26 protein-coding genes are annotated in these 24,163 nt (G+C 68.7%); 9 read left to right on the top strand and 17 right to left on the bottom strand.

The features are described 5' to 3' along the window. The first annotated feature begins 23 nt into the window (after positions 1-23). Together JKL49_RS19165 and JKL49_RS19160 are read left to right on the top strand one after the other, a co-directional pair. Complete coding sequence (locus JKL49_RS19165) at positions 24-1,226, top strand: acetyl-CoA C-acyltransferase (protein ID WP_215343040.1); 1,203 nt, start codon at positions 24-26, stop codon at positions 1,224-1,226. Positions 1,227-1,373: 147 nt separating this feature from the next. Continuing rightward, positions 1,374-2,435 carry a GDSL-type esterase/lipase family protein gene (locus JKL49_RS19160; protein ID WP_215343039.1) on the top strand — a complete coding sequence of 354 codons (1,062 nt, stop codon included), beginning with the start codon at positions 1,374-1,376 and terminating at the stop codon, positions 2,433-2,435. Between the two features lie 125 nt (positions 2,436-2,560). Here the strand turns inward: JKL49_RS19160 and JKL49_RS19155 are convergent, their stop codons facing one another. From JKL49_RS19155 to JKL49_RS19130, 6 genes are all read right to left on the bottom strand, one after another. After that, positions 2,561-3,955 (bottom strand): D-arabinono-1,4-lactone oxidase, encoded by a 1,395-nt coding sequence (locus tag JKL49_RS19155; protein ID WP_215343038.1) that lies wholly within the window; start codon positions 3,953-3,955, stop codon positions 2,561-2,563. After that, positions 3,952-4,299, bottom strand: a complete 348-nt coding sequence (locus JKL49_RS19150) for a c-type cytochrome (RefSeq protein WP_215343037.1) — start codon at positions 4,297-4,299, stop codon at positions 3,952-3,954. The genes JKL49_RS19155 and JKL49_RS19150 overlap by 4 nt, the downstream gene beginning before the upstream one ends. A gap of 29 nt (positions 4,300-4,328) precedes the next feature. Beyond that, positions 4,329-5,105 carry an alpha/beta fold hydrolase gene (locus JKL49_RS19145; RefSeq protein ID WP_215343036.1) on the bottom strand — a complete coding sequence of 259 codons (777 nt, stop codon included), beginning with the start codon at positions 5,103-5,105 and terminating at the stop codon, positions 4,329-4,331. A gap of 14 nt (positions 5,106-5,119) precedes the next feature. Next, positions 5,120-6,391 (bottom strand): LLM class flavin-dependent oxidoreductase, encoded by a 1,272-nt coding sequence (locus JKL49_RS19140; protein WP_215343035.1) that lies wholly within the window; start codon positions 6,389-6,391, stop codon positions 5,120-5,122. Positions 6,392-6,477: 86 nt separating this feature from the next. Continuing rightward, on the bottom strand, positions 6,478-7,161 hold the full coding sequence (locus tag JKL49_RS19135; protein ID WP_215343034.1) for a GDSL-type esterase/lipase family protein: 684 nt from the start codon (positions 7,159-7,161) through the stop codon (positions 6,478-6,480). A 25-nt stretch (positions 7,162-7,186) separates the two neighbouring features. Beyond that, positions 7,187-7,525 carry a hypothetical protein gene (locus JKL49_RS19130; protein WP_215343033.1) on the bottom strand — a complete coding sequence of 113 codons (339 nt, stop codon included), beginning with the start codon at positions 7,523-7,525 and terminating at the stop codon, positions 7,187-7,189. 161 nt (positions 7,526-7,686) lie between these two features. On the opposite strand from JKL49_RS19130, the gene JKL49_RS19125 reads away from it, so the two are divergent. Continuing rightward, positions 7,687-8,364 (top strand): TMEM175 family protein, encoded by a 678-nt coding sequence (locus JKL49_RS19125; protein WP_215343032.1) that lies wholly within the window; start codon positions 7,687-7,689, stop codon positions 8,362-8,364. On the opposite strand, the gene JKL49_RS19120 is transcribed toward JKL49_RS19125, so the two are convergent. After that, positions 8,361-10,061, bottom strand: coding sequence for a LuxR C-terminal-related transcriptional regulator (locus tag JKL49_RS19120; RefSeq protein WP_215343031.1), 1,701 nt, complete (start codon positions 10,059-10,061; stop codon positions 8,361-8,363). The genes JKL49_RS19125 and JKL49_RS19120 overlap by 4 nt on opposite strands. 71 nt (positions 10,062-10,132) lie before the next feature. Further along, positions 10,133-10,603: a Cys-tRNA(Pro) deacylase gene (gene ybaK, locus JKL49_RS19115; protein ID WP_215343030.1), complete on the bottom strand. Its 471-nt coding sequence runs from the start codon at positions 10,601-10,603 to the stop codon at positions 10,133-10,135. Between the two features lie 51 nt (positions 10,604-10,654). Here ybaK and JKL49_RS19110 point away from each other — a divergent pair, with 51 nt between their 5' ends. Continuing rightward, positions 10,655-11,266: a hypothetical protein gene (locus tag JKL49_RS19110; RefSeq protein WP_215343029.1), complete on the top strand. Its 612-nt coding sequence runs from the start codon at positions 10,655-10,657 to the stop codon at positions 11,264-11,266. A gap of 59 nt (positions 11,267-11,325) precedes the next feature. Continuing rightward, complete coding sequence (locus JKL49_RS19105; RefSeq protein ID WP_215343028.1) at positions 11,326-12,018, top strand: hypothetical protein; 693 nt, start codon at positions 11,326-11,328, stop codon at positions 12,016-12,018. A 13-nt stretch (positions 12,019-12,031) separates the two neighbouring features. Here the strand turns inward: JKL49_RS19105 and JKL49_RS19100 are convergent, their stop codons facing one another. Beyond that, entirely contained in the window at positions 12,032-14,821 is a 2,790-nt protein-coding gene (locus JKL49_RS19100) for a hybrid sensor histidine kinase/response regulator (RefSeq protein ID WP_215343027.1), read from the bottom strand. A 78-nt stretch (positions 14,822-14,899) separates the two neighbouring features. After that, positions 14,900-15,403, bottom strand: a complete 504-nt coding sequence (locus JKL49_RS19095) for an RNase H family protein (RefSeq protein ID WP_215343026.1) — start codon at positions 15,401-15,403, stop codon at positions 14,900-14,902. An 80-nt stretch (positions 15,404-15,483) separates the two neighbouring features. Between JKL49_RS19095 and JKL49_RS19090 the strand changes: the two genes are divergently transcribed. Next, on the top strand, positions 15,484-15,846 hold the full coding sequence (locus tag JKL49_RS19090; protein WP_215343025.1) for a hypothetical protein: 363 nt from the start codon (positions 15,484-15,486) through the stop codon (positions 15,844-15,846). Positions 15,847-15,976: 130 nt separating this feature from the next. Here JKL49_RS19090 and JKL49_RS19085 read toward each other — a convergent pair whose 3' ends face one another. Together JKL49_RS19085 and JKL49_RS19080 are read right to left on the bottom strand one after the other, a co-directional pair. Next, on the bottom strand, positions 15,977-16,684 hold the full coding sequence (locus tag JKL49_RS19085; RefSeq protein WP_215343023.1) for a cytidylyltransferase domain-containing protein: 708 nt from the start codon (positions 16,682-16,684) through the stop codon (positions 15,977-15,979). Between the two features lie 41 nt (positions 16,685-16,725). Next, positions 16,726-17,598 carry a bifunctional regulator KidO gene (locus JKL49_RS19080; protein WP_215343021.1) on the bottom strand — a complete coding sequence of 291 codons (873 nt, stop codon included), beginning with the start codon at positions 17,596-17,598 and terminating at the stop codon, positions 16,726-16,728. Positions 17,599-17,695: 97 nt separating this feature from the next. Here JKL49_RS19080 and JKL49_RS19075 point away from each other — a divergent pair, with 97 nt between their 5' ends. The 3 genes from JKL49_RS19075 (at position 17,696) to JKL49_RS19065 (ending at position 21,233) form a co-directional block, all read left to right on the top strand. Beyond that, positions 17,696-18,691, top strand: a complete 996-nt coding sequence (locus tag JKL49_RS19075; RefSeq protein WP_215343019.1) for an XdhC family protein — start codon at positions 17,696-17,698, stop codon at positions 18,689-18,691. 82 nt (positions 18,692-18,773) lie between these two features. Further along, positions 18,774-19,253 carry a hypothetical protein gene (locus JKL49_RS19070; RefSeq protein WP_215343017.1) on the top strand — a complete coding sequence of 160 codons (480 nt, stop codon included), beginning with the start codon at positions 18,774-18,776 and terminating at the stop codon, positions 19,251-19,253. A 126-nt stretch (positions 19,254-19,379) separates the two neighbouring features. Beyond that, complete coding sequence (locus tag JKL49_RS19065) at positions 19,380-21,233, top strand: calcium-binding protein (protein ID WP_215343015.1); 1,854 nt, start codon at positions 19,380-19,382, stop codon at positions 21,231-21,233. 4 nt (positions 21,234-21,237) lie between these two features. Here JKL49_RS19065 and JKL49_RS19060 read toward each other — a convergent pair whose 3' ends face one another. The 5 genes from JKL49_RS19060 to JKL49_RS19040 are packed head-to-tail and all read right to left on the bottom strand — an operon-like array spanning position 21,238 to position 24,143. Beyond that, on the bottom strand, positions 21,238-22,422 hold the full coding sequence (locus JKL49_RS19060) for a molybdopterin molybdotransferase MoeA (protein WP_215343224.1): 1,185 nt from the start codon (positions 22,420-22,422) through the stop codon (positions 21,238-21,240). Between the two features lie 5 nt (positions 22,423-22,427). Then, positions 22,428-22,898 carry a cyclic pyranopterin monophosphate synthase MoaC gene (gene moaC / locus JKL49_RS19055; protein ID WP_215343013.1) on the bottom strand — a complete coding sequence of 157 codons (471 nt, stop codon included), beginning with the start codon at positions 22,896-22,898 and terminating at the stop codon, positions 22,428-22,430. Continuing rightward, the gene (gene moaB, locus JKL49_RS19050) at positions 22,895-23,449 is read right to left on the bottom strand and encodes a molybdenum cofactor biosynthesis protein B (RefSeq protein WP_215343011.1); all 555 of its coding nucleotides are present in this window, start codon (positions 23,447-23,449) and stop codon (positions 22,895-22,897) included. Before moaB ends, moaC begins: the two co-directional genes overlap by 4 nt. Continuing rightward, entirely contained in the window at positions 23,446-23,901 is a 456-nt protein-coding gene (locus JKL49_RS19045) for a molybdenum cofactor biosynthesis protein MoaE (RefSeq protein WP_215343009.1), read from the bottom strand. The genes moaB and JKL49_RS19045 overlap by 4 nt, the downstream gene beginning before the upstream one ends. Further along, complete coding sequence (locus JKL49_RS19040) at positions 23,898-24,143, bottom strand: MoaD/ThiS family protein (protein ID WP_215343007.1); 246 nt, start codon at positions 24,141-24,143, stop codon at positions 23,898-23,900. The genes JKL49_RS19045 and JKL49_RS19040 overlap by 4 nt, the downstream gene beginning before the upstream one ends. Between the last annotated feature and the right edge of the window lie 20 nt (positions 24,144-24,163).

The raw sequence follows: 24,163 nt of genomic DNA, 5'->3' as shown, positions 1-24,163 counted from the left end.
TACAAACCAAGGACTCAAAATTCATGCGTGAAGCCGTCATCGTCTCCACCGCCCGCACCCCGATCGGCAAGGCCTATCGCGGCGCGTTCAACAACACCTCTGGCGCCGAACTGGGCGGCCACGTGATCGCCGAAGCCGTCAAGCGCGCCGGCATCGACCCGGCCACCGTCGACGACGTGGTGATGGGCGCGGCCCTCCAGCAGGGCTCCACCGGCAACAACATCGCCCGCCAGGCCGCCCTGCGCGCCGGCCTTCCCAACACCGTCTCGGGCATGACCCTGGACCGCCAGTGCTCCTCGGGCCTGATGGGCATCGCCACGGCCGCCAAGTACATCCTCAACGACGGCGCCACTGTCGCCATCGGCGGCGGGCTGGAAAGCATCAGCCTGGTTCAGAACGACAAGATGAACCGCTACCGCACCAGCGACGCCTGGCTGAACGAGCACGTTCCGGAAATCCACACCTCGATGATCGAGACCGCCGAGATCGTCGCCGAGCGCTACAACATCTCGCGCGAAGCGCAGGACGAGTACGCCTATCAGTCGCAGCAGCGCACCGCCCAGGCCCAGGCCGACGGCCGGTTCGACGCCGAGATCGCGCCGCTGACCTCGACGATGATGGTTCAGAACAAGGAGACCGGTGAGTTCTCCGAAAAGGAAGTCCGCCTGACCCAGGACGAGGGCAACCGCCCGCAGACCACCCTGGCCGACCTGCAGAAGCTCAGCCCCGTCTTCAAGGGCGGCCAGATCGTGAAAGAGGGCAAGTTCGTCACCGCCGGCAACGCGTCGCAGCTCTCCGACGGCGCCGCCGCCGTGGTGCTCATGGAACGGAAAGAAGCCGAGCGTCTCGGCCTGACCCCGCTGGGCGCCTATCGTGGCATGGCCGTGGCCGGCTGCGGCCCGGAAGAAATGGGCATCGGCCCGGTCTTCGCGATCCCCAAGCTGCTGGAACGTAACGGCCTGACCATCGACGACATCGACATGTGGGAGCTGAACGAAGCGTTCGGCAGCCAGGTCGTCTATTGCCGCGACAAGCTCGGCATCGACCCCGCCAAGTACAACATCAGCGGCGGCGCCATCTCCATCGGCCACCCCTACGGCATGACCGGCGCGCGCGCGACCGGCCACATCCTGCATGAGGGCAAGCGCCGCGGTTACAAGTACGGCGTCGTCACCATGTGCGTCGGCGGCGGCATGGGCGCCGCAGGGCTCTTTGAAATCTTCTAAGAGACCGGGCGCCGAAGGGCTCTTTGAAATCTTCTAAGAGCTCGACGACAACCAAGTTCGACGAAGGGCTGTCCGCGAGGGCGGCCCTTTTTCGTTGGCTCCGCAGGCCCGCGCCAGCAAGATGGCGCCAACAATCAGGAGCGCTCCATGCAAGCCGTCCCCCTCGAAAAGATCGAAACCTTGCTGGACGGCCAGATCGATATCCGGCGGCGTCCGGGTTCGATCCAGCCGATGCGGCTGCCGGTGGCGGAGCTGCCCTTCTATGACGCCTTCACCCAGTGGGTGGGATCCTGCGCGACGGGGTGTCGCCTGCGGTTCTCCACCGACAGCACCACCGTGAAGCTGACCGCCACCCAGCACCTGCTGGCCCTGCCCAATGACGGCGAGCGGCGCGGCGCCTACGATCTCTATGTGGACGGCCATCTCGTCGCGCGCGGCTGGGGCGAGGGCGGCGCGGAGATGAACCCCCAGGGCGGCCTGACCGGGGACGCGGCCCTGACGATCAGCTTCGACAGTCTGCCGGACGGCGAGAAGACCATCGAGCTCTACCTGCCCCAGGCGGCTACCGTGGCGATCACCGGCCTGGAGCTGGACGACGGCGCGACGCTCAAGGCGGTCCCGGACGGCCGGCCTCGCGTGCTGTTCCACGGCAGCTCCATCAGCCACGGCATGGAGGCCGAGGGCGCCACCGCCAACTGGCCCGCCGTGGCCAGCCGGCTGGCCAACCTCGATCACCTCAACCTGGGCTGGGCCGGCTCCTGCCTGCTCAGCGGCCAGGCGGCGCGGATCATCCGCGACCAGCGGGCCGACGCCATCGTCCTGAAGCTGGGGATCAACGTCCACACCGACGGCCAGTTGAAAGAGCGCAACTTCCTCGACAACGCCCACGCCATGATCTCGATCATCCGCGAGAAGCATCCCACCACGCCGCTGCTGATCGTTTCGCCGATCTGGTCGCCGCCCCGCGAGACCGCCGGCGACGGGCCCAGCCTGCAGCGGATGCGCCAACTTCTGCATACCGTGGTGGCCGCCCGGATCAAGACCGGCGACACCGCCATCCGCTATCTCGACGGTCTGGAGTTGTTCGGCCCCGCCGACTTAGCCCTGTTGCCTGACGACCTGCATCCCAATACCGAGGGCTACCGGCTGATGGGCGAGCGGTTCCACAAGCTGGCGCTGAGCGGGGACGGAGCGTTGGTGAAGGCCTAGCGTTCCCAAATCCGCTCATCTCGGCGAAGGCCGGGACCCAGGTCATAGGGCGCGGATTTGCGCCAAAAATCGTGAAAGCCGCAGATTTAACTGGGTCCCGGCCTTCGCCGGGATGAGCGGGGTTGTCAGGCCCCGAACAGCTCCCGCAGGTAGGGGTTCAGCATCTTCCCCTTCGGGTCCAGGCGGCGCCGCACGGTCTGGAAGGCGTCCCAGTCCGGATAGAGTTTGGAAAGCTGCGCCGCCTTGAGGCTGTGCAGCTTGCCCCAGTGGGGCCGGCCACCGTGGGCCAGGAAGATCGGCTGGATCAGCTCGAACAGGAACCTATAGTCGTCCTTATAGTAGCAGTGGACGGCCACCGAGCCGCGCGGCCCCCGATTGAAGGGCGACAGCCAGGCGTCGTCGGCGGCGATGCGGCGCAGTTCGATGGGAAAGAAGACGTCCTTGCGGTACGTCTCGATCGCCGCGACGACGTCCTTCAACGCCGCCATCTGGTTCTCCGGCGGCAGATGGAACTCCATCTCGTTGAAGCGGACGGGCCGCTCGGTGGAGAGCAGCTTCCATCCTTCGTCGATGGCCTCCTCCGGCTTGGTGGCGCCCAAGAGCGCCTTGGCTGCGGCCTTGCGCAGCGGGGTGGAGAACCCCAGCAGGTTGCGAAGTTGCTTCAGCGCTCCGAGGAAGGCGTCGTCGCTCGACGCCGTGCGCGGGGTAGCCGGCAGGTTGGTCTCGTCGTGGGTGATGTTGGCCGCCAGGTCTGTGAACGGGACGGCGTAGAACTCGTAGTTGCGATGCTTGGCCCAGCGCGCCTCGCACCTTGCGATCGTCTCGGCCAGCGGCTCGATCCAGACGTGGCGGTGCAGGCGGGTATTGGCCGAGGTCTTCAGCCGCACCTGGGTGATGACGCCGAGCGCGCCCAGCGACACGCGGGCCGCATTGAAGACGTCGGCGTTGCGGCCCGCGTCGCACTCGAGCACCTCGCCGCCGACCGTGGCCAGCCGCAGGGCGGTGATGTCGCCGTGGATGGCCTTGAAGCCGGTTCCCGTGCCGTGGGTGCCGGTGCCGATGGCGCCGCCCAGGGACTGCTTGTTGATGTCGGGCAGGTTGGGCATGGCCCGGCCCTTGGCCGCCAGGGCGGGGCCGAGCGCCCCCAGGCGCGTGCCCGTCCAGACCACGGCCTCGTCACCCTCCCAGCGGTCGATCCCGGCCACCTGGTCCAGGGTCATCAGCGTGCCGGAGGTGGGCACCAGACCGGTGAAGGAGTGGCCGGCGCCGACCGGACGAATTGGGGCGGCTGTGGTCTTGAGGACCTGGGCGACTTCGGCCTCGGACTTCGGTGCGCTGCGCACCGCCGGGTAGGCGCTCTCGATCCCAGACCAGTTGCGCCAGAGCAGCTTGCCCTGCGGATCGACGCTGGCGGGGGAGACGGGCTCGGGCTTCTCGCGGACGGCCAGGGCGACACCACCGCCACCCGCCACCACGACACCAGCGGCGCCCGCCACCAGAGCCTTGCGGCGGCTGATCATGGTTTGTCTCCCTCGTGGCCGGCGATGAAGGCGATCAGGGCCCTGAAGTCGTCGGGCGTGCAGGCGGCGCACTGGCCTCCGGCCGGCATGGCGCGGTAGCCCTGGACCACGTGATCCAGCAGCACGTCCTGACCCTGATGCCAGCGCGGCGCCCAGGCGCGGGGGTCGTGGGTGAGCGGGGCGCCCGCCGCCGGGTTGGTGTGGCAGGCCTTGCAGGAGCCGTCATAGAGGGTGGCCAGGCGCGCATCGGCGGGCTTAAGGCTGGCATAGTCGGTGGGCGGCCCGGCCGGCTTGGCGCAGGCGGCAAGCAGCAAGATGCCGGCCAGCGGCAGCAGATGTCTCACGCGCCTTCCCCCTCCGAACTTGCCAGCGCTCAGCCCAGCCGCCCGATCGCCTCGACCACCTGGGCGGTCTTCTCCACGATCACCATGTGGCCGGCCTCGGGAATGGAGACCAGTTCCGCACCCTTGATGCCCTTCTTGAATCCGTGGGCGTAGAAGGGCGGGATCATGCGGTCAGAGTCGCCCCAGACCACGACGGTCTTGGCCTTGATCCGGTACATGCGCTGCGAGATTCCCCGCTCGGGGATCGGGAACAGGATGCGGCCGGCCATGCCCAGTTGGCGGGCGTTGGTCACCAGATAGGTCTGCAGGAAGTTGGGGTCCTCGACATTGCGCCCCGCCGTCAGGATCGCCGCCCCGGCCGCCGCATCGTGGAACAGATACTGCGGCATCTCGTAGGGCATCAGGGAGAACATGTCAGCCGCGGGATGGTCGTCGTTCCAAAGGCCGGCGGGGCAGATCAGCGCCAGGCGGGTGACATCGTTGGGCTGGGCCGCAGCCATCTCGGCGGCGATCATGCCGCCCATGGAGTGACCGACGAGGATCGGATCCTTGAGCCCCAGCGCCTCGACGACGTCCCAGGTGTGCTGGGTGAAGTCCAGCATGTCGCGAATCTCGCCGCACTCCTCGCTGTCGCCATAGCCGGGGATCAGCGGGGCGTAGACGTGGTGCTTGGCGGCCAAGGCGCCCAGGAACGGATCCTCGGCGGTGACGCCCCCCGCGCCATGCAGGAAGACGAGGTCGGGGCCTGAGCCGCCCTCCAGGTATCGGACCGGGACGTGCTGGGTTTGGACAGTCTTGAGTTCCATGATCGCCCCTCCGTTCACGCGTAGGTCTTGGCGAGTTCGGCGCTGGTGGGCGCCTCCTTCGGCAGACTGCCCGAGGTGACGCGCTTGGCCAGTGGGCTGGTCCAGAAGCGGTTGTCGTCGTCCCAGTCGGGGAACATGTTGCGCAGCTTGGGCATCACCTTCTCGGCGAACAGCTTGGTGGAATACATGCACTTGTCGGCGGGCATGTTCCCCACGTGCATCAGGCAGAAGATGTTGCCGACGTTGAGCCCCTTGATCAGCTCCTCCATCCGCTGACGGACGGTCTCAGGGCTGCCGGCGATCACGTGGCCCTGCTCGGTCAGTTCCTTCCAGGTCAGCTGGGTGTAGCCGCCGCGCGGCGGGGCGTACTGGGACAGGGCGCCGGTCTGGATGGTCTTGATGGTCCGGTAGCCCGGCGCGTCGGCGAAGCCCGGATAGACGTGCAGGCAGCGATTGTAGAAGTAGCTGACGTGCTCGGAATAGAGCCGCTCGGCCTCTTCATCCGTATCCGCCACCAGAATGGTCTGCGCAAAGCCGGCGCGGTAGGGGCTCTTGTCCACCCCGCGCTCGTCGATGCGGCGCCAGTAGCCGTCCATCAGGGCCTGGGCGCGCAGATAGCCGGAGAAGCTGAGGTAGGAGTACGAGTAGGTGTTGTCGATGCAGAAGTCGTAGGTCTCCACCGAGCCGCCGCCGGGGATATGGACCGGCGGGTGGGGCGCGTCCTGAATCGGGCGCGGCCAGATGTTGACGTGTCGCAGCTTGTTGTAGCGGCCGTTCCAGGCGAAGGGCTCGCGCGTGGTCCAGGCCTTGATGATCAGGTCATGGGCCTCCTGGTACTTCTCGCGCGTCAGCGACGGGATCTGGCCGTAGCAGTAGTTGGTGTCCATCGAGGTCCCCACCGGGAACCCCGCCACCAGACGCCCGCCGGAGATGCAGTCCAGCATGGCGAACTCCTCGGCCACGCGGATCGGCGGATTGTAGAGCGCGATGGAGTTGCCCAGGACAACGATGGCCGCGTCCTTGGTGCGGCGCGCCAGGCCCGCGGCGATGATGTTGGGGCTGGGCATGATGCCGTAGCCGTTCTGGTGGTGCTCGTTCACGCCGACGCCGTCGAACCCCAGGGTGTCGGCGTATTCCAGCAGGTCCATATAGGTGTTGTAGACCTCATGGCTACGCGCGGGATCGAACAGCTTCTGGTCGATATCGACCCAGACGGATCGGTTCTTCTCCCGGAAATCGTCCGGCAGATAGGGCCACGGCATCAGGTTGAACCAGGTGAACTTCATCGGGGGCCTCCTCCGCGCCGCCTCTGTCGGGCGGTCATGTGAACGACGATAACCCCATGACGCCCGGCGCCTAGTCCCTCTCTGCGCTACCCCTTGCAGGCGCGCCCCGTCTTGGCCTCGTGCTCCACCACCGGGCGGACGACCTGGGTCCACAGCACGTAGCCGGCGGGCGTCATGTGCAGGCCGTCGCCGACGAAGATGTCCTTGGGGACACCGCCTTCCAGCATGGTCGGGACCACGTCGACATAGTCGAGGTCGACGCGCTTGGCGGCGAGGGACTTGATGGCGGCGTTGGCCTCGCCTTGCTTGCCGAACTGGTCCCAGCGCAGCTTCGAGGGCTTCAGGGCGATGAAATAGACCTTGGTCTTGCCCAGCCGCTTGTCCTTCAGGTCCAGGAAGGCCTGGAAGTCGGCCGTGGCCTGGGCCGGCGTGCGACCGGCGTTGATGTCATTGTCGCCAGCGTAAAAGAAGATCGCGCGCGGATGATAGGGTGCCACCACCTGGTCGAAATAGAGGGTCACATCGGCGATCTGCGAGCCGCCGAAGCCCCGGTTGATCACCGGGTAGGGCGCCATGTCCTGGTCGAGCGTCTTCCAGAACCGCACGCTGGAGGAGCCGATGAACAGGAAGCCGCAGGGCTTGGGCGGGGTGGCCGCATCCAGCTCTGCGAAGTGGGCGATCTCCGGCGAGAACTTGGTCTCCGGCGGCGCGGCGGCGGCGGTGAGCGACAGCAGCGCAAGCGACAGCAACGCCGCGATGGACCTGGACATGAACGTCTCCCAATTTCGGGAGAGCCTAGCGAGGCGCGCGCCTCAGGGCCACAGCCACCAGTCCGGCCAAGGCGCCGAGGCCTACGAGGACGGCCATCTCCATAAGCGCCGGCGCGAGATCCCTGGCGGTTGGTGAGGACGGGAGCCGCAGGATCGTCTGGGCCATGTGGAACCCGTTCAGCGCCGCCACCAGCAGCCCCACAGCGGGGCCGGCGACGCGCAGGTCGGAGATGAATCGCGATCCGCCGCCGCGCCGGGTCGCCGCGAGGAGCAGCGCCGCGAGGATCGCAAGGATCAGGACGACCAGCACCACCTTCTGCGGCAGGGCCGCATCCGCAAAGACCGAAACCAGATCCTGTCCCATCGCTCGACCTCCCCGACGGTTTCGCCGAGGTTGAGATTACATGTGTAATATTACCTGTCAAACCGCTCTGTCGTGACCCCAGGAGCTGGGCGGTGCGCTTGGCCGCTCTCGACACTCGCGCGGGCGGCGAGCTACCACTGTTTTCCGGAACGGGGGCGGACATGGCGACTTCACGACGGGCGGCGGCGAAGGCCGCGCACAGGACGGCCACCAAGCCGGCGGTCAAGGTCGAGTCCCAAGATCAGCCCTTGCTGGAACGGCTGCTGTTCTTCTCCGACGCGGTGTTCGCCATCGTCCTGACGATCCTCGTGCTGGAACTGCGGCCGCCCGAGGCCCACACGGCCGCCGAACTGAGGGCGGGCCTGATGGCCATGACCCCCAACTTCGTCGCCTTCGCCATGACCTTCGTGGTGATCTCAATCTTCTGGGCCGCCCAGATGAACACCCTGCGGCCGCTGCGCCAGTTCGACTGGCCAGCGGCCTTCGCGAACCTGGCCTTCCTCTTCCCCATCTGCCTGCTGCCCTTCGTCACCGCGATGCTGGCCGAGGCGCGGTTCGGCGCCTTGGCCTGGTCGCTCTACAGTTGGGTGCTGATCGCCGCCTCGGTGGCCAACGTCGCCCTTGTCCTGGTCATATCGCGCGGCGGCGGACGGCTGACGGGCGGGATGAGCCCCCGCCAGAGGCTGTATCGCGTGGCACGGGCGGCGACGCCCGGCCTCGCCTTCGGTGCAGGCCTGATCGCCTTGCAGCTTGGCGGCCTACGGCCGGCTCAGTTCGCGTGGGTCCTGATCCCGCTGTTGTTCGGCCTGGTCCAGCTCACGCTCAAGCCCAGGGTCTAGCCCCGCGCCAGCCAGGCCATGGCCTCGGCCCAGTGCTTGTGCGCCAGGAAGCGGCCGATGCCGGGGAAGATGCGGGTCGTTTCCACGTGGTCTCCCAGCCAGGCCTGGACCTCCTCCACTCCGTTCATCGGATCTTCGTCGCCGTGCCAAAGGGTGATGGGCGCCGCCAGATCGGAGAGGTCGGGGGCTACCGACCGGGCGGCGCAGCGGATCGCCTCGGCGGCGCCGCGGGCGGTCACGGCGACCGACTCCCGCGTATAGTCGATGATGAAGTCCAGCAGTTCGGGGTGGGATTTCAGATAGGCGCCGTCCCCCGGCGCCGAGGCCGCCGCCTTGGCGTAGCGCTCGAACTGCGCCCGGCTGAGGCTGAGCTGCATCATCTCGAAGATCATGTCCGACAGCCAGGGGTTCCGGTAGATGCGCCGCCAGAACAGGGTCAGCGTATGGCCCTGGTCGCGCTCCCGCTCGGCCTGCAATCCCGGCGGCCGGCCCGAGGCCAGCAGGATGCGGCTGACCGAGTCCCCCAGCTGCATCGCCGCCTCCAAGGCGTAGGCCGCCCCGTCGGTGTTGGTGGTGATCTGCAGGCCGTCGATGCCTAAGTGCCGGATCAGGGCCACGGAGTCGGCGGCGACATTGGCGAAGGTGAAGTCCGGATGCGGATCGGACCGCCCGGCGCCCGCCCGCTCGGTGGCGATCATCCGCAGGCCCATGTCGCGGGCGAGCGCATTGGTCCCACGCGGCAACAGGCTGGAGGCGAGGTCCTGGGTGATCACCAGCACCGGCCGCCCGCCGGGGTCGCCATAGTCGCGCCAGGCCAGGCGGCGGCCATCGGCCAGCTTGAACAGCTGCACCGGCGGGGCGGTCTCGGCGGCCGCGCGCTCGGTGGCGATGATGGTCGGCGAGAACCGCCGCGCCCCGCCGGCCGGGTCTTCGAAGGCCTGGGCCAGCGCGCCGAGCTGGGTGAGCGCCCGGACCAGCTCGCTCTGCCGGTTCAGGCCCATCTTCTCGAAGATGGCGCGCAGCTGGTTGCGCACGGTGTTGAGGCTGACGGCCATATCATCGGCGGCCTCCTTGAGGCTCAGCCCATCCTTCAGCCGGGCGGCCAGCCGGGTCTCGGCCGCCGTCAGGCCGAAGCTCTCGCGAACGCTGGCCCACAGACGGTCGGTGGTCTCCAGCGCCGGGAAGACGATGGCGATATCCCCCTCCCCGCGCGGCGAGGGCTGCGGCAGGGTGGCGGCCAGGCCCGGCGGGAGGGCGGCGGCCGGGGTCACATAGGCGAAGTGCGGGCCCTCATCCGACTCGTCGAGGAACTTGACGATCACCTGGCGGCCGCGGGTCTCGCGCAGGCGCTTGCGGGCCTGGGTCAGGGCCTCGTGGTTGGAGGGATTGAGGAACGACAGGCCGCGCGCCTCGATCCGCCCCAGCCGGTGCTGGAACAGGCTCTCACCGGCCGGGTTGCAGGCCACCGCCCCGCCGGCGCCCGAGACCACGATCACCCCGACATCAGCCCGGTCGCCTCCACCAGTCGCGGCCCGGACCAGGCTAGTGACGCCCTCTGTGCCCTGCGGCGCCTCGTCGTCCTGGGCCGGCACGTCCAGGGCCTCGATCACCTCTTCCCAACGCTCGGGATCGGCGGCGATGGCGTACATCGTCTCGATCACCAGGGAGACGTTGGCCTTGGACTGGGCGGCGGACATTCGGGCCTTTTGGGGGGAGGGACCGGGAGGAGCAGCTTACACGGCGCGGAGCGAAGTCCAGCGCCCCTTCGCTAAGTGATCTCGGCCACCTTGGCGTCCAGCGCGGCCACCAGATCCGCCGGAGCCATCTGCGCCTGCAGGCCCCGCTGGCCGCCATTGACGAAGACCTGGTCCTGCAGCAGCGCCGCCTCGTCCACCACCGTGGGGACCAGCCGCTTCTGGCCAAACGGGCTGACCCCGCCGACCCGGTAGCCGGTCATCCGCTCGGCGTCGGCCGGTTTCATCATCGCCGCGGCCTTGCCGCCGAACACGGCGGCCAGCTTCTTCATGGCCACCTCCTGGTCCGACGCCAGCACCGCGCAGACCGGCCTGCCGTCCACCTGGGCCATCAGGGTCTTCAGCACCCGGGCCGGATCGGCCCCCAGGCTCTGCGCGGCCTGCAGACCGACACGACCGGCGTCGGGGTCATAGTCATAGGTGTGCAGGGTGAAGACGACGCCGGCCTTGCCGAGCGCCAGGGTCGCGGGACTGGTCTTGGCCATGGGCCGCAAGCTAGCTGGACGGCACGGGCTTGAGAATGCGAGACGAGGATCATGCGTGTTCTGCTGATCGCCGTCCTGCTCCTCGCCACCCCCGCCACGGCGCGCGAGATTTCCGGCGCCTCCGGCGGCTCCACGTCGGTGATGGCCCAGGTTGAGAGGCTCAACACCGACCTGCTCAGCCGCGACAGCGCCACGGCCACCCTCCAGCTCTGGTGCGACAGCCACGGGCCCGGCGGCGGGGCCAAGATCGTGGCGCGGCGGATTCGGGGTGCAGACAAGGCGGCGGGCAAGGCCGAACGCCGGGCCCTGGGGGTCTTCGCGCAAACCCGGGTGGCCTATCGCCGGGTCGAGTTGCTCTGCGGCGACAAGGTGCTGTCGGAAGCCGACAACTGGTACGTGCCCGGCCGTCTGACTGCTGCCATGAACACCGCTCTTGAACAGACCCAGACTCCGTTCGGCGTGGTGGTGCGGCCGTTGAAGTTCCACCGCCGGACCCTGTCGTCGGAAGTGTTGCTCGGCGACGGGACCATGACTCAACCCGGCGCGGTAATTATACCCCCGGAGGTGCTGCGGCACCGGGCCGTCCTCTCCACCCCCAATGGCCGTCCCTTCAGCCTGGTGGTGGAGACCTATACCGACCAGGTCCTCGTCTCCCCGCCCTGAGTCTTCCAAGGCCAAGCCCGTTGTCCTAGGGTGGCGCTCCACAACGGGGAGTGGCGACCATGAAGACGGTGGTTTCAAGCATTCTGGCGGCGGCGCTCCTGGTGGGCGCGGCGCCCGCCGCCCTGGGCCAGGACATGGCCAATACCGAGAAACTCAGCCTGCAGCCCAAGCGCGTGAAGGGTCTGCTGCTGGGCTACGGCTACCAGCTCGGGGAGTACTCCGGGCAGGTCAAGGCGATGAACTCGCAGACCCGGGCGCTGGGCATGTTCTCCAGCGACTACGCCAAGACCAACTTCACCATCACCTCGCCGCGCCTGAAGGCCCCGATGACCGTGACCTGCGAGGGCGGCCAGAACCGTCTGGGCATGGGCTGGATCGACTTCAAGCGCAACGACCTGGCCTATGTCTGCAACTTCGTGGGCGGGCCCTCGGACGCCTCCTTCGCCCTGGTGCTGAGCGACGGCAAGTTCCTGGACAAACTCTATCAGCCGCAGCGGGCCGCCGAGATCCGCTATGGCGGCGTCACCCTGCGGGCCAAGACCCGGAAGATGCCCGGGTCCATGCCGCTAGGCGGCGGCGCCACCCCGTCCTACGTGATCCTGAAGGACGACCAGGAGGTGGGGGGCATGGTCCGCACACCCTTCAAGGGGACGGTCTATCTGCCGGTCCAGGGCTCACCCGACCGCGATGCGGCGGCGGCCATGGCCCTGGCCCTGTTCTTCTTCACCGATCCGGGCTCCCAGACGCGATAGAGACTGAGACGCCTCAGCGCTCGATCATCTCGCGGATCTTGGCGGCGAGCTGGTCCAGGGCGAAGGGCTTGGTGATCATCTCCATCTCGGCGTCGAGGAAGCCCGAGCGGATGGCGGCGTTCTCGGCATAGCCGGTGACGAACAGCACCTTGAGGTCCGGCCGGTGCTGGCGGCCGATCTCGGCCACCTGGCGGCCGTTCAGCCCCGGCAGCCCGACATCAGAGACCAGCAGGTCGATCCGCTGGTTCGACTGCAGGATCGGCAGGGCGGCCTGGCCGTCATGGGCCTCGATGGCCGCGTAGCCGAGCTCTGACAGCACCTCCACCACCAGCAGCCGGACCGCCGCATCGTCCTCCACCACCAGGACGGTTTCCCCTGCGCCGCGTGGCAAATCAGGGCGGAGCTGGTTCTCATCATCGACCTGCGCCTCGCCGATGAAGCGCGGCAGGTAGAGCCGCACAGTGGAGCCCTGGCCGACCTCGCTATAGATTCGGGCATGGCCGCCGGACTGCCGGGCGAAGCCGTAGATCATCGACAGACCCAGGCCCGTGCCCTGGCCGATGGGCTTGGTGGTGAAAAAGGGGTCGAAGGCCTTGGCGATCACCTCGGCGGTCATGCCAACACCGGTGTCGCTGACCGACAGCACCGTATAGTCGCCGGGCTTCAGGTCCTCATGGCGAGAGGCGTAGCCGATATCCAGGTGGGTGTTGGCGGTCTCGATGGTCAGCTTGCCGCCGGAGGGCATGGCGTCGCGGGCGTTGATGGCCAGGTTGAGGACCGCGTTCTCCAGCTGGCCCGCATCGCCAAAGGCCGGCCAGGCGTCGGGCGCCAGCGCGATGGCCAGCTCCACCTGTTCCCCCAGGGTGCGGCGCAGCAGGTCGCCCATGGAGTCCACCAGGCTGTTGACGTCCACCGCCTTGGGGTCCAGCGACTGGCGGCGTGCGAAGGCCAGCAGGCGGTGGGTCAGGGCCGCGGCGCGGCCGGCCGAGGTGGTGGCCGCGTCCATGAACCGGTTGATGTCGGCGAAGCGGCCGTCGTCGATGCGTCGCTGGATCAGGTCCAGGGAGCCGATGATGCCGGTGAGCAGGTTGTTGAAGTCATGGGCGATGCCGCCGGTGAGCTGGCCCACCGCCTCCATCTTCTGGGCCTGACGCAGGGCGTCCTCGGCCTCCCGCAGACGGGCCTCCCCCTCCTTGTCGGCGGTGACGTCGCGGGCGACGCAGTAGATCAGGCCCTCATCGGAAACCGCGGTCCAGGACAGCCAGCGATAGTCGCCGGCCTTGTGTTGGAAACGGTTCTCGAACCGCTGCGTCGGCTGGCCCTCGGCGATGGTCGCGGTCTCAGCCTGACTGCGGGCGCGGTCGTCGGGATGCTGCAGCCACTCGGTCGTGCGACCGGCGAGGTCAGCCTCCGACCAGCCCAGGCTGGCGGTCCAGGCGGGGTTGGCGCTCAGCACGACACCCGAATTGTCGGTGACCAGAAGCAGGTCTCGGCTGACGTTCCAGATGCGGTCGCGCTCGCGGGTGCGGGTCTCGACCTCCTCCTCCAGGGCCTGCTGGTGGCTGGCCTGGACCTCGCGGGCCTCGACGATCTCCTCGACCTCGGCTGCGGCCCCGACCCAGCGGCTGATGGCGCCGGCCTCGTCGCGCACCGGCAGGCCGCGCACCAGGAACCAGCGATAGGTCCCGTCATGCCGGCGCAGGCGGAACTCGATATTGTAGGGATCGCCGGAGGCCACGCAGGCGGTCCAGACGCCCGCCACCCGCTCCAGATCTTCGGGATGGATGGCGTTCAGCCAGCCGTCGGCCACCGTCTGCTCCAGACTGAGACCCGAATAGCTCAGCCATTGCTGGGTCGCGTAGTCGAGGGCGCCGGTGGGGTGGGCGCTCCAGGCGAAGCCCGGCATGGTCTCTGTGAGGGTGCGGAACCGCTCATCGCTGTCGCGCAGGGCAGCCTCGGCGGCCTTCATGTCGGTGATATCGAAGCTGACGCCGATATAGCGCGGCGGCGCGTTTTCCTCGGCGGGGAGCACCTCGCCGCGTCGCCCCAGCCAGCGGACTTCGCCGGTGTCAGGCCGGGTGATCCGGTACTCCGCGTATTCCAGCGGATTGCCGCCGCTGGCCAGGCGCGCGGGTCCGGTCACGCCCCGATCCTGGACCTCCACCAGGCTGACGAGCAGGTCCTGGTTGACTTCCACGTCGGGGCCGAAACCCCAGATGCGGCGGTATTCGTCGGAGACGTCGAGGCGGCCGGTTTCCGGATACCATTCAAAGGCGCCCACCCGGCCGGCGCGCTGGGCGATCTGCAGCCGCTCGTCGGCCCGCACCCGCTCGGTGATGTCGAAGACGATGGCCAGCACCCCGGCGGGCGCGCCGCTTTCGTCCAGCACCGGGCTGTAGTCGAGATCGAGGAACACCTCCTCCGGCGCGCCGTGGCGGTGCAGGACCAGGCTGGTCTTGCGGTAGGCGAGCGTGCCGCCGGCCAGGCCCACCTTCATGACGTTGGCGTTGAACTCGGCCACCTCGGGCCAGCCCTCCAGCACGCGGGAGCCCAGCAGGGCCGGATGGCGTCCGCCAGCGAACACCGAATAGGCGTCGTTGTAGATCATCACCCCGTCGACGCCCCACAGCATGACGATGGGGACCGGGGACTGCAGCAGGATGTCGGTGGCGGTCTTCAGGCTCTGGGGCCAGCCGGAAATGGCGCCCAGGCTGGTGGCGCTCCAGTCGAACGCGCGGATCAGGGCGCCGGTCTCGCCGCCGCCCCTGGGCCACTCGGTTCCGGGAAGATCACGCGCACTCATGCGCGGCGCCAACGACTGACCAACAAGCTCAAGCTCCCCCTCAAGCGCCCTAAACGCGCAAGCTCGGCAATGGCTGCGTCAGGAGGCTGGGAATTTCGCCATATTGGGCCTGGGGATCGCCCAGGTGAAGGCGCCGGCGGCCTTGCACTTGTCGCGCGCGAAATCCGACCAGGCGGCGACGAAACCCTCGGGACGCTTGTCGGACGGTGTCGCGCTCACCCGCACGAAGGTGACAGGCCGAACCAGGGTGACGGCGGCGATCTGCTCCCAGAGGTCCCGCTCGGCCACCGGCTCGCCCTTGGCGTCGATCCAGCTGCTGGTCCGCCAGGCCGCCAACTGGCCCGCCCCGCCCATCAGGACGGTGCTGTCGGAGTGCAGGGTGATCGGGGTGGGCACGGGGACATCGGTGAGATCGGTGAGCGCCCGGAGCACGGCGGTCAGCTCCATGCGCGGCGTCGTCGCCTGGCGCTCGCCACCGGCCACACCCCGGGCCTCGCCGGCCCAGAGCCGGACATAGGCCCAGCCGCCAAAGCCCCGGCTGTCGGTGCAGACGCCGTCGGTCCAGATGCGCAGTGCGTTCATGGGCGCCTCATCGTCCAGACCGGGTCGCCCCGCAAGCCCTAAGCCTTGCGGGCGCCGCGCAAAGGGCTCATCTCCCTGCCATGTTGAAAGAAGAAATCGGCGATCGCGCCAGTGAGATCATCTGGCGCGGCCGCCAGTGGATCGTCACCAATTTCGGCCTCGAGACCCTGGGCGATCCCTTTCCCTACGAGGTGGCCGCCACCCGGCTGACCGAGGGGTGGCAGGGCGCCGATGAGAGTCTGCTGGCCTGGCCGATGGAGCTGGCCGGCAAGACCTGGGTCGACTACCGAGACTTCGTCACCGCCTATCTGGTGGCGCTCGGCGTGCACCAGGAGGCCTATTCCCCCGTCGACGTGGCCACCATCAAGGCCTCCCTCAACGAGGGCCGCGCCATGTGGGAAGCCACCAAGGCCGAGATGCTCGGCGACATGGATGATGATTGAAAATCATCCGCTCACCCCGGCCTTCTGCTTGCGCAGAGACCGGGATGACACTCGAGGGGCGACGCCGCCTTGTTCGTGAGGTTTGTGGTTCGCTTTGGAGCCTCACCGCGTCGCGGGCGGCGGAATTAGATCACGCCGCCCAGCGGGCCAGGTCCTGGCGGCCTTGCAGAACCCCCAGCACATCCTCCAGCCCGAAGGCCGGGTCGTCGGCGTGGAGAGCGCCGTAAACGCCGTTGGCGAAGGCCAGATCGGCGGGGGTCTTCACCCGCCAGTCGAGGGCCGACCAGTCGCGCCGCGCCATGCAATGGGCCTGGGGGTAGCGTTCAGGTTGGCTACGAATCTGGGCGAGCGGCGAGGTTCCGGCGGCGGTGGCCTCATCGGCCTCGGCGGCGGTGCGGGTGAGCGCCTGGGCGGTGACCACCTCGACCTCCAGCCCCATGGGAAAGGTCCGTTGCACGCGGTTCGACGCGTAGGCCACGCCGGTGGCGAGCGCCAGGCGGATGGTCTCGTCGATGACGCCGGGGTCGACGAAGGGTGAGTCGCCCTTGATGCGCACCACATGGCTGACGGGGCCGGCGGCTTCGACGCAGCGCATGAACCGGCGGGTGAGGTTCTCCGAGGCGCCGCGGAACACGGTCTGGCCTCGGGCGACCAGGAAGCTGGCCATCGGATCGTCCACCGCCTCGTCGCTGGTGGCGACGATCAGCTTGGACAGGCAGCGGGCCTGACGGATGCGCTCCACCTGGCGCAGAATCATCGGCTCGCCGCGCAGGGGCGCCATGGCCTTGCCGGGCAGTCGGGGCGAGGTCATCCGGGCTTGAAGGATTGCGAGGATCATGGGGCGCGGGCTCCTTTTGAGCCTTGCGCGGGGGCTGCTCTCTAAGCGGCGGCCCAGGCGCGGGGGTCGAGGGCGACCGGATCGTCGATCGCCATGTCGTCCCAGTCGAGGTCGGGCGGCGGGCTGGAAGCCGCGGCGATCACCGCGTTCAGCTCGGCCGCGGTGGTGACGCCCACCAGGACGGCGGCAGCTTCGGGACGGGACAGGGCGAAGCCAAGGGCCGCCTGCAGCGGATCGGACCGGCCCTCGGCGATCAGCCGGCGGGCCCGGGAAATCCGGCTGGCGGCTTCCTTCAGGTGGTTGGGGGCCCGGTCGGCGGGCAGGAACAGCAAGCCCGACAGGAAGATCGAGCGCAGGTGCACCTCGATGCCGATGCCGGTGAGGGCCGCAAGCGTCCCGTCGATCAGCAGGCGCTGGTCGAGCAGGGAGGCCGGGGCCTGGATGATGTCAGGACGGAACCGGCGGGCCACGCCCAGCGGATCGTCGGAGGCGAAGACTGAGACGCCGATCTTGCGGGTCACGCCCTGGTCCTTCAGCGCCTTCAGCCGGTCCCAGAGGGCCAGGCCGTGGGGGCCGAACAGGTCTGTGGCCGAGGGCACCAGGATGGCGTCGACATGGTCCACGCCCAGGCGGCGCAGGGACGCGTGGACCTCGGCCTCCACGAAGTCGGGGCCGCGATCGGGGCGGACCGTGGAGATCGAGACCTTGAAGGGGTTGGGCCGGGGCATGATGTCCCCCAGCACGCTCTCCACCTGGGGAGACCAGCCGGCGACGTCGAAACAGGCCAGTCCGGTGCGCGCGGCGATGTCCAGGATATCGCGCACCTCGGCCTGAGGCGGGCGGCCACGCAGACTCGCCTGTTCGAGGGCGAACTGGGCGGAACCGAGACCGAGCTTGGAAAGCGGAGACGTCATGAACAACGCTGGTTGCGAGACTTAAGAGTCACCATTTACGGGGCAAGGCCTAAAGAAGCGGTGTCTGGAACCTTTCACGGGGGTTAAGCTGACCGGGATGAGAGAACCCCTGCCCGAGTGGCCATTGTTCGGCATGGCCGAGGATGTGCGCCCCGCTTTGCGGGAAGCCGCGCAACGAAATCAACCGCTTGCGCTCGCCACCCTGGTGGCGGTGGAGGGCGGAGGCCCGCGGCCGGTGGGAACCCAGATGGTGTTCGCCGAGGCGATCGTCTCTGGTTATTTTTCAGGCGGCTGTGTGGAAAGCGATATCGCCGACCATGCCGCCTCCTGCCTTGAGGACGGAGCGCCCCGGCGCCTGGTCTATGGCGAGGGCAGCCCCTGGCCGGACATCCAGCTGCTGTGCGGCGCGCGCATCGAAATCTTCCTGGAGCGGGTTCCGGCCGGCGATCCGGCGCTGGCTGAACTGCTGGCCGCCCAGGCCGAGCGGCGGCCCGCCGTCTGGATCAGCGACGGGGTCAAGCGGCTCTGCGTGGAGCCCGGAACCGAAACCGCCTGGGAGGGCGCCATCGCCCGTCCCTACGACCCGACCCCGCGTCTGGTGGTGTTCGGCTCCGACCCCACGGCGCTCGCCATCGTCCAACTGGGCGCCCAGAGCGGATTTGAGGCCACGCTCGTCCGTCCCAAGGGCCCGGAGGCGGGACCGCCCATCACGGGCGTCGCCTATCTGCGCTCCGAGCCGGCGATGGCCCTGGCCGCCATCGGGACCGACGCCTGGACCGCCATCGCCATCGCCACCCACAATCTTGAGACCGACCGCACGGCGCTGGCCGCCGCCCTGCCGTCCCAGGCGGGTTATGTCGGCCTGCTGGGCGCGCGCAAGCGCCTGCCCGAGCGCCTGGCGCCCCTGCGTGCGGCGGGCGTGCCCGAGAGTGTCCTGCTGCGCGTCCACGCTCCCATCGGCCTCGACATCGGCGGCAAGGCGCCCTGGGAGGTCGCCGTCTCGGTGATCGGCGAGATCATGGCCCTGCGCCATGCGCGCACGCCGGAGACGCCGCGCGAGCCGGTGTCCAAGCGCGACAAGGCCGACGCCTGATTTCGAGGCGCCTTTCGTCGTAGACGGTCGATCACGGATCGGACCTCTTGGCGCATCCGTCGTCGAACCGCATGCAGAGCGTATGAAACACCTCGTCCCGCCTGACTTCGTCGTGCCGCTGCGTCTGGAGACCCCGGACTTCGTCCTGCGGCCCCTGCTGATCACCGACGTGGTGAAGGACTACGACGCGGTGATGACCAGCGTGGCGCAGCTGCAGAGCATCTTTTCGCGCCAGACCCGTTGGCCGGAGGGACTGAGCTTCGAGGACGACCTCATCGACCTCGGCTGGCACCACAAGGAGTTCAAGGTCCGCCGGTCGTTCGCCTACACGGTGATGTCCTACGACAAGTCGATCTGCCTGGGCTGCGTCTACATCAATCCCACGGACCTGACCGGCTACGACGCCGAGGCCTTCTGTTGGGCCCGCAGCAGCCACCCCCATCTCGACCAACCCCTCTATCAGGTCCTCAAATCCTGGTTGCAGACCGACTGGCCCTTCGCGGCGGTGGCCTATCCGGGGCGGACCCTGACCTGGGACGAGGTGGAATCCCTTAAGTCTTAACGGAAACGCCCTCTCCGAGGGGCGCCTTAAGCTTAACCTGACGCCCCCAGGTTGCGCGCGATTGGCGCCCTGCGCTCCACCCCTAGGTTGCGGCACTCGGCGGTCAGGCCGGTGTGGGAGGGGTCGATGTTTCTCAACGGTGGGTCCGGCAAGGACAAGCTCACGGGCGGCGCGGGCGCCGACACTTTGTACGGCCTGGGCGGCGACGACTCGCTCTCCGGTCTCGGCGGCGAAGACGTCCTGACCGGCGGTGACGGCAATGACACCCTCTCGGGCGGCGCCAACGACGACTACCTGATGGGCGACCTCGGCAATGACCGGATCGACGGCGGCACGGGCAATGACTGGGCCGGCTACGAGAACGCCAGCTCCGCCGTGAAGGTCGACCTGGCCCTGACCACCGCTCAGAACACCCTGGGCGCCGGGACCGACCAGCTGGTCTCCATCGAATACGTCCACGGCTCGGCCTATGCCGACACCCTCAGCGGGACCTCCGGCGCCAACTACATCTTCGGCGGCTCGGGTAATGACAGTCTCGTCGGTCGTGCCGGCGACGACTTCCTGGCCGGCGGCGCGGGTGACGACACCATCGACGGCGGCGCGAACGACGACACGGTCAGCTTCGACGACGGCGTCGCCGGCGGCGTCGTGGTCTCGCTCCTTACCCAGACCGCCGACGGCCACGGCCATGACAACCTGATCTCGATCGAGAGCGTCTACGGCAGCGGCGACGCCGACAGCATCGTCGGCAACGACGTGGACAACTACCTGTTCGGCGGGGCGGGCGCGGACACGATCGTGGCCGGTGGGGGCGCGGACTATGTCGATGGCGACGCCGGGAACGATCTCATCCTCGCCGGCGCGGGCGACGACAACATCGCAGGCGGCGCCGGCATCGACACCGTCAGTTTCGATGACGGCGTTGTCGGCGGTGTAACTGTGTCTCTGGCGACCCAGACCGCCGAAGGTCACGGCCACGATAGCCTGATCTCGATCGAGAACGTCATCGGCAGCGCCTATTCGGACAACATCACCGGCGACGCCTCGAACAACTTCCTGTCTGGCGGTGGCGACAACGACACGATTTTCGGCGGTGACGGCGACGACCTGCTCGCCTCCGGCCTGGGCCGAAACCTGCTGGATGGCGGCGCCGGCCTGGACACGGTCACCTACCAGGGCGGCGTAGAGGCCATCTATGTCAACCTCACCACCGCATATGCAATCTCCGGGTCGGGCGGGACCTACGACCTGTTGTCGTCGATCGAAAATGTGCGCGGAACGGACTTCGACGACGACATCACCGGGGATGGCGGCAGCAACTATCTCGTGGGGGGCGGTGGTCGCGACCACCTCGATGCGGGAGCCGGCGGCGCGGACACTCTGGAGGGCGGCGCAGGCGACGACTACATCACCATCGGCGACCAGAGCTCATCGAACATTCTGTTCGTGGGAGGTGAGGGGAAGGACGCCCTTGTCTTCTTCGGCGGCGGCCCCAATCTCGGGGCCGGGGTGACCCTTGATCTCGCGGCAACCGGGTCGCAGCAAATCGGCGCTGGCCACACCCTGACCCTGTCTTCGGTGGAAGATGTATATGGGACCGAAGGTGCCGACACCATTTACGCCAGCGACGCGACCAACACGCTGCTGAGCTTTGGGGGCGCCGACCACTTCGTGTTCAGGACGCTGGCGGAACTCGGCAATGGCGATCAGGCCGACGTGATCTATGGTGCCGAGTGGCATCCGATCATCGACGTCTCGGCCATCGACGCCGACACGACGCTTGCTGGAAACCAGGCCTTCCAGCTCCTGGCGGCTGGGGCAGGCTTCACGGGTCACGCCGGTGAGGCCATCCAGCTATGGGACGCCACCTGGGGGGGCTACGTGGTCCAATTCGATGTCAACGGCGACAGTGTTGCTGACGCTGCGCTGAGGTTCACGACCTATGGCCCGCCTGCGGGAAGCTCACAGTTCATCCTCTAGCCTCTCACCCCGCCCGGTCCAGCAGCAGCACCTCGACGAGGTCGCCTGCCGCCGAGGCAGGGGCGCTCATCGGGCGCTTGAGCAGGGCGTCGGCGGCGGCGAACACCGTGACCAGGGACGAGTCCTGGTCGCGGTAGGGCTGGGCGACTAGGCCGCCGTCGGCGTAGGTCAGCTTGGCGCGCATCCAGTGCTCGCGGGCGCCGTTGGCCGACAGCGGCTCTGCCAGGCGGGCCGTGGCCATGCGGGGGGCGGGGGGCGCGCCGGTCCAGGCGGCGATCAGCGGCTTGAGGAACAGCTCGGCGCAGACGAAGGCCGAGGCCGGGTTGCCCGGCAGGCCTAGCAGCCGGCGGCCGTCGGCCAGGACGCCGAAGAAGGTCGGTTTGCCCGGCCGCACCGCCACGCTCTCGACGCGGTACGCGATCCCCAGGGACTCGGCGGCGCTGCGCACCAGGTCGTGGTCGCCCACCGAGGCGCCGCCCACCGTGACGATCAGGTCGGCGTCGGCGCCGCGCATGGCTGCGATCACCGCATCGAGCTGGTCGCGGATGCCGCTCAGCTTGCTGGCCTCCGCGCCCCAGGCCTCGCACATCACCTTCAGCGCCGGCGCGCCAGAGTCGTAGATCTGAAACGGCCCCGGCGTGGCGGGCGCCTCGACGATTTCCTCGCCGGTGGACAGGATGGCGATGCGGGGTTTGCGGTGAACCGAGACTTCGGCGCGGCCAGCGGAGGCGGCCAGCGACAGCCGCCAGGGGTCGATGCGGGTCCCGTGGGTCAGCAGGATGTCACCGGCCCGGAAGTCCTTGCCCGCCTCACGGATATTGTCGCCGGGCGCCGCGGCGGGGACCGTAACCTGGTCACCGTCCCGCGTCGCGTTCTCCTGGATCACCACACTGTCGGCGCCGTCGGGCAGGGCCGCGCCGGTGAAGATGCGGGTCGCCTGGCCAGCGGACAGCACACCCTCGTAGCCATGGCCCGCCGCGCTCTCACCGACGACGGTCAAGGCGCCCGGCGTATCGGTGGCGCGGACGGCCCAGCCGTCCATGGCGGAGTTGGTGAAGGGGGGCTGGGCGCGGACGGCGGCGACATCTTCGGCCAGCACGCGGCCGTTGGCGGTCTGTAGCGGGACGCTCTCGGCCGGCAGGGCGGTCGCCTCGCCCACCATGGCGGCGCGCGCCGCCTCGACGGTCATCAGCTTCACGGGCGCTTCCAGTCGCCGGACTTGCCGCCGGTCTTCGACCTCAGGCGCACGGCCTCGATGGTCATGGCCTTATCGGCGGCCTTCAGCATGTCATAGACGGTGAGGCAGGCGACGGAGACGGCGGTGAGCGCCTCCATCTCCACCCCGGTCTGGCCGGTGGTGCGGACCCGGGCGGTGACCGCCAGGCCGCCTTTGCCGGGCTCGACGCGGACCTCGACCTTGGAGAGCGCCAGGGGATGGCAGAGCGGGATCAGGTCCGACGTCTTCTTGGCCGCCATGATGCCGGCGATCTCGGCCGTGGCGCGCACATCGCCCTTCTTGGCGTCGCCGGACAGCGCCAGGGCCAGGGTCTCGGGCGACATCCGCACGAACCCCTCGGCGATGGCCTCGCGGGCCGTCACCGCCTTGGCCGAGACGTCGACCATATTGGCGCGGCCAGTCTCGTCGATGTGGGTCAGGCGGCTCATTTCTCGAGCAGGCGCGGCATCAGCTCGACCATGTTGCAGGGGCCATGGCGGCTGTCGAGCTGGGCGGAGATGACCTTGTCCCAGCCGTCCTTCACCGCCCCGTTGGAGCCGGGCAGGCAGAAGACGAAGACCCCGCCGATCAGGCCGGCGGTGGCGCGGCTCTGCAGGGTCGACAGGCCCACCGACTGGTAGCTCACCAGGTGAAAGACCACCGAGAAGCCGTCGATCTTCTTGTCGAACAGCGGCTCGACGGCTTCGGGCGTCACGTCGCGGCCGGTGATGCCGGTGCCGCCGGTGGTGATGATCGCGTCCACGGTCCCCGAGGCGACCCAGGCCTTTATCTGCATCCGGATCTGGTCGACGTCGTCCTTGACGATCTCCTTGGCCGCCAGCTCGTGGCCGGCGCCGGTGATGCGCTCGGCCAGCACATGGCCGGAGGTGTCGCTCTCCTCGTCGCGGGTGTCAGAGACGGTCAGGACCGCGATACGCACCGGGACGATCTGCAGCTTCTCGTCGATGCGGCCGCCGGGGACCAGGACAGGGGCGTTCATGGGGTGGGTTCCTCCCAGCGGGCGATGTCGGCGTGGTCCTGGGCCTTAGGCTCGATCCAGCGGGCCTGGCCGTCGGGACCGGTCTCCTTCTTCCAGAAGGGGGCCCGGCTCTTCAAGTAGTCCATCAGGAAATCGCAGGCCTCGAAGGCCGCCCGGCGATGGCCCGCCGCCGTGGCCACGAAGACGATGGCCTCGCCGGGCACGATCTTCCCGACGCGATGGGTGATGGAAAAGTCGTCCAGCTTGAACCGCTCGCGGGCGCCGTCGGCGATACGGCCGATCTCGGCCTCCGTGAAGCCCGGATAGGCCTCCAGCTCCAGGGTGGTGGTGGCGCCCTGTTCGGCGCGGGCCAGGCCGGTGAAGGTGGCCACGGCGCCGGTCTCGCTGCGGTTCTTGCAGAATGCGGTCAGCAGGGCGCCGGGGTCGAAAGGCTGGTCGGTCAGCGCGATCATCCGCCGCTCATGGCCGGCAGAAAGGCCACCTCGGAGCGGGCGGTGAGGGCCGCGTCGCCGCGCACGATGGCTTGGTCGAGCGCCACCTGGACGCCGGGGGCCGACAGCGCCTCGGCCAGACCCTCGTCCTCCGCGCAGAGCTGGGCGCGCAGGGCGGCCAGCGACGCCGGCAGGGGATCCAGGGTGCGCTCACGCCAGCCGGCGATATCGCTCAGGCGTCCGAACAGCAGGACCTTGGCCACGCTAGACCCTCTCCGGATCA

The organism is Phenylobacterium glaciei (assembly GCF_016772415.1).
Lineage (GTDB): Bacteria > Pseudomonadota > Alphaproteobacteria > Caulobacterales > Caulobacteraceae > Phenylobacterium > Phenylobacterium glaciei.
The sequence above is the reverse complement of the archived record's forward strand: the minus strand, read 5'-3'. Positions and strand labels throughout refer to the sequence as shown.

Bases quoted from the DNA above. Each gene is read 5' to 3' on its own strand.
- JKL49_RS19165 (WP_215343040.1), top strand. From the start codon at position 24: ATGCGTGAAGCCGTCATCGTCTCCACCGCCCGCACCCCGATCGGCAAG.
- JKL49_RS19160 (WP_215343039.1), top strand. From the start codon at position 1,374: ATGCAAGCCGTCCCCCTCGAAAAGATCGAAACCTTGCTGGACGGCCAG.
- JKL49_RS19155 (WP_215343038.1), bottom strand. From the start codon at position 3,955: ATGATCAGCCGCCGCAAGGCTCTGGTGGCGGGCGCCGCTGGTGTCGTG.
- JKL49_RS19145 (WP_215343036.1), bottom strand. From the start codon at position 5,105: ATGGAACTCAAGACTGTCCAAACCCAGCACGTCCCGGTCCGATACCTG.
- JKL49_RS19140 (WP_215343035.1), bottom strand. From the start codon at position 6,391: ATGAAGTTCACCTGGTTCAACCTGATGCCGTGGCCCTATCTGCCGGAC.
- JKL49_RS19135 (WP_215343034.1), bottom strand. From the start codon at position 7,161: ATGTCCAGGTCCATCGCGGCGTTGCTGTCGCTTGCGCTGCTGTCGCTC.
- JKL49_RS19130 (WP_215343033.1), bottom strand. From the start codon at position 7,525: ATGGGACAGGATCTGGTTTCGGTCTTTGCGGATGCGGCCCTGCCGCAG.
- JKL49_RS19125 (WP_215343032.1), top strand. From the start codon at position 7,687: ATGGCGACTTCACGACGGGCGGCGGCGAAGGCCGCGCACAGGACGGCC.
- JKL49_RS19120 (WP_215343031.1), bottom strand. From the start codon at position 10,061: ATGTCCGCCGCCCAGTCCAAGGCCAACGTCTCCCTGGTGATCGAGACG.
- ybaK (WP_215343030.1), bottom strand. From the start codon at position 10,603: ATGGCCAAGACCAGTCCCGCGACCCTGGCGCTCGGCAAGGCCGGCGTC.
- JKL49_RS19110 (WP_215343029.1), top strand. From the start codon at position 10,655: ATGCGTGTTCTGCTGATCGCCGTCCTGCTCCTCGCCACCCCCGCCACG.
- JKL49_RS19105 (WP_215343028.1), top strand. From the start codon at position 11,326: ATGAAGACGGTGGTTTCAAGCATTCTGGCGGCGGCGCTCCTGGTGGGC.
- JKL49_RS19100 (WP_215343027.1), bottom strand. From the start codon at position 14,821: ATGAGTGCGCGTGATCTTCCCGGAACCGAGTGGCCCAGGGGCGGCGGC.
- JKL49_RS19095 (WP_215343026.1), bottom strand. From the start codon at position 15,403: ATGAACGCACTGCGCATCTGGACCGACGGCGTCTGCACCGACAGCCGG.
- JKL49_RS19090 (WP_215343025.1), top strand. From the start codon at position 15,484: ATGTTGAAAGAAGAAATCGGCGATCGCGCCAGTGAGATCATCTGGCGC.
- JKL49_RS19085 (WP_215343023.1), bottom strand. From the start codon at position 16,684: ATGATCCTCGCAATCCTTCAAGCCCGGATGACCTCGCCCCGACTGCCC.
- JKL49_RS19080 (WP_215343021.1), bottom strand. From the start codon at position 17,598: ATGACGTCTCCGCTTTCCAAGCTCGGTCTCGGTTCCGCCCAGTTCGCC.
- JKL49_RS19075 (WP_215343019.1), top strand. From the start codon at position 17,696: ATGAGAGAACCCCTGCCCGAGTGGCCATTGTTCGGCATGGCCGAGGAT.
- JKL49_RS19070 (WP_215343017.1), top strand. From the start codon at position 18,774: ATGAAACACCTCGTCCCGCCTGACTTCGTCGTGCCGCTGCGTCTGGAG.
- JKL49_RS19065 (WP_215343015.1), top strand. From the start codon at position 19,380: ATGTTTCTCAACGGTGGGTCCGGCAAGGACAAGCTCACGGGCGGCGCG.
- JKL49_RS19060 (WP_215343224.1), bottom strand. From the start codon at position 22,422: ATGACCGTCGAGGCGGCGCGCGCCGCCATGGTGGGCGAGGCGACCGCC.
- moaC (WP_215343013.1), bottom strand. From the start codon at position 22,898: ATGAGCCGCCTGACCCACATCGACGAGACTGGCCGCGCCAATATGGTC.
- moaB (WP_215343011.1), bottom strand. From the start codon at position 23,449: ATGAACGCCCCTGTCCTGGTCCCCGGCGGCCGCATCGACGAGAAGCTG.
- JKL49_RS19045 (WP_215343009.1), bottom strand. From the start codon at position 23,901: ATGATCGCGCTGACCGACCAGCCTTTCGACCCCGGCGCCCTGCTGACC.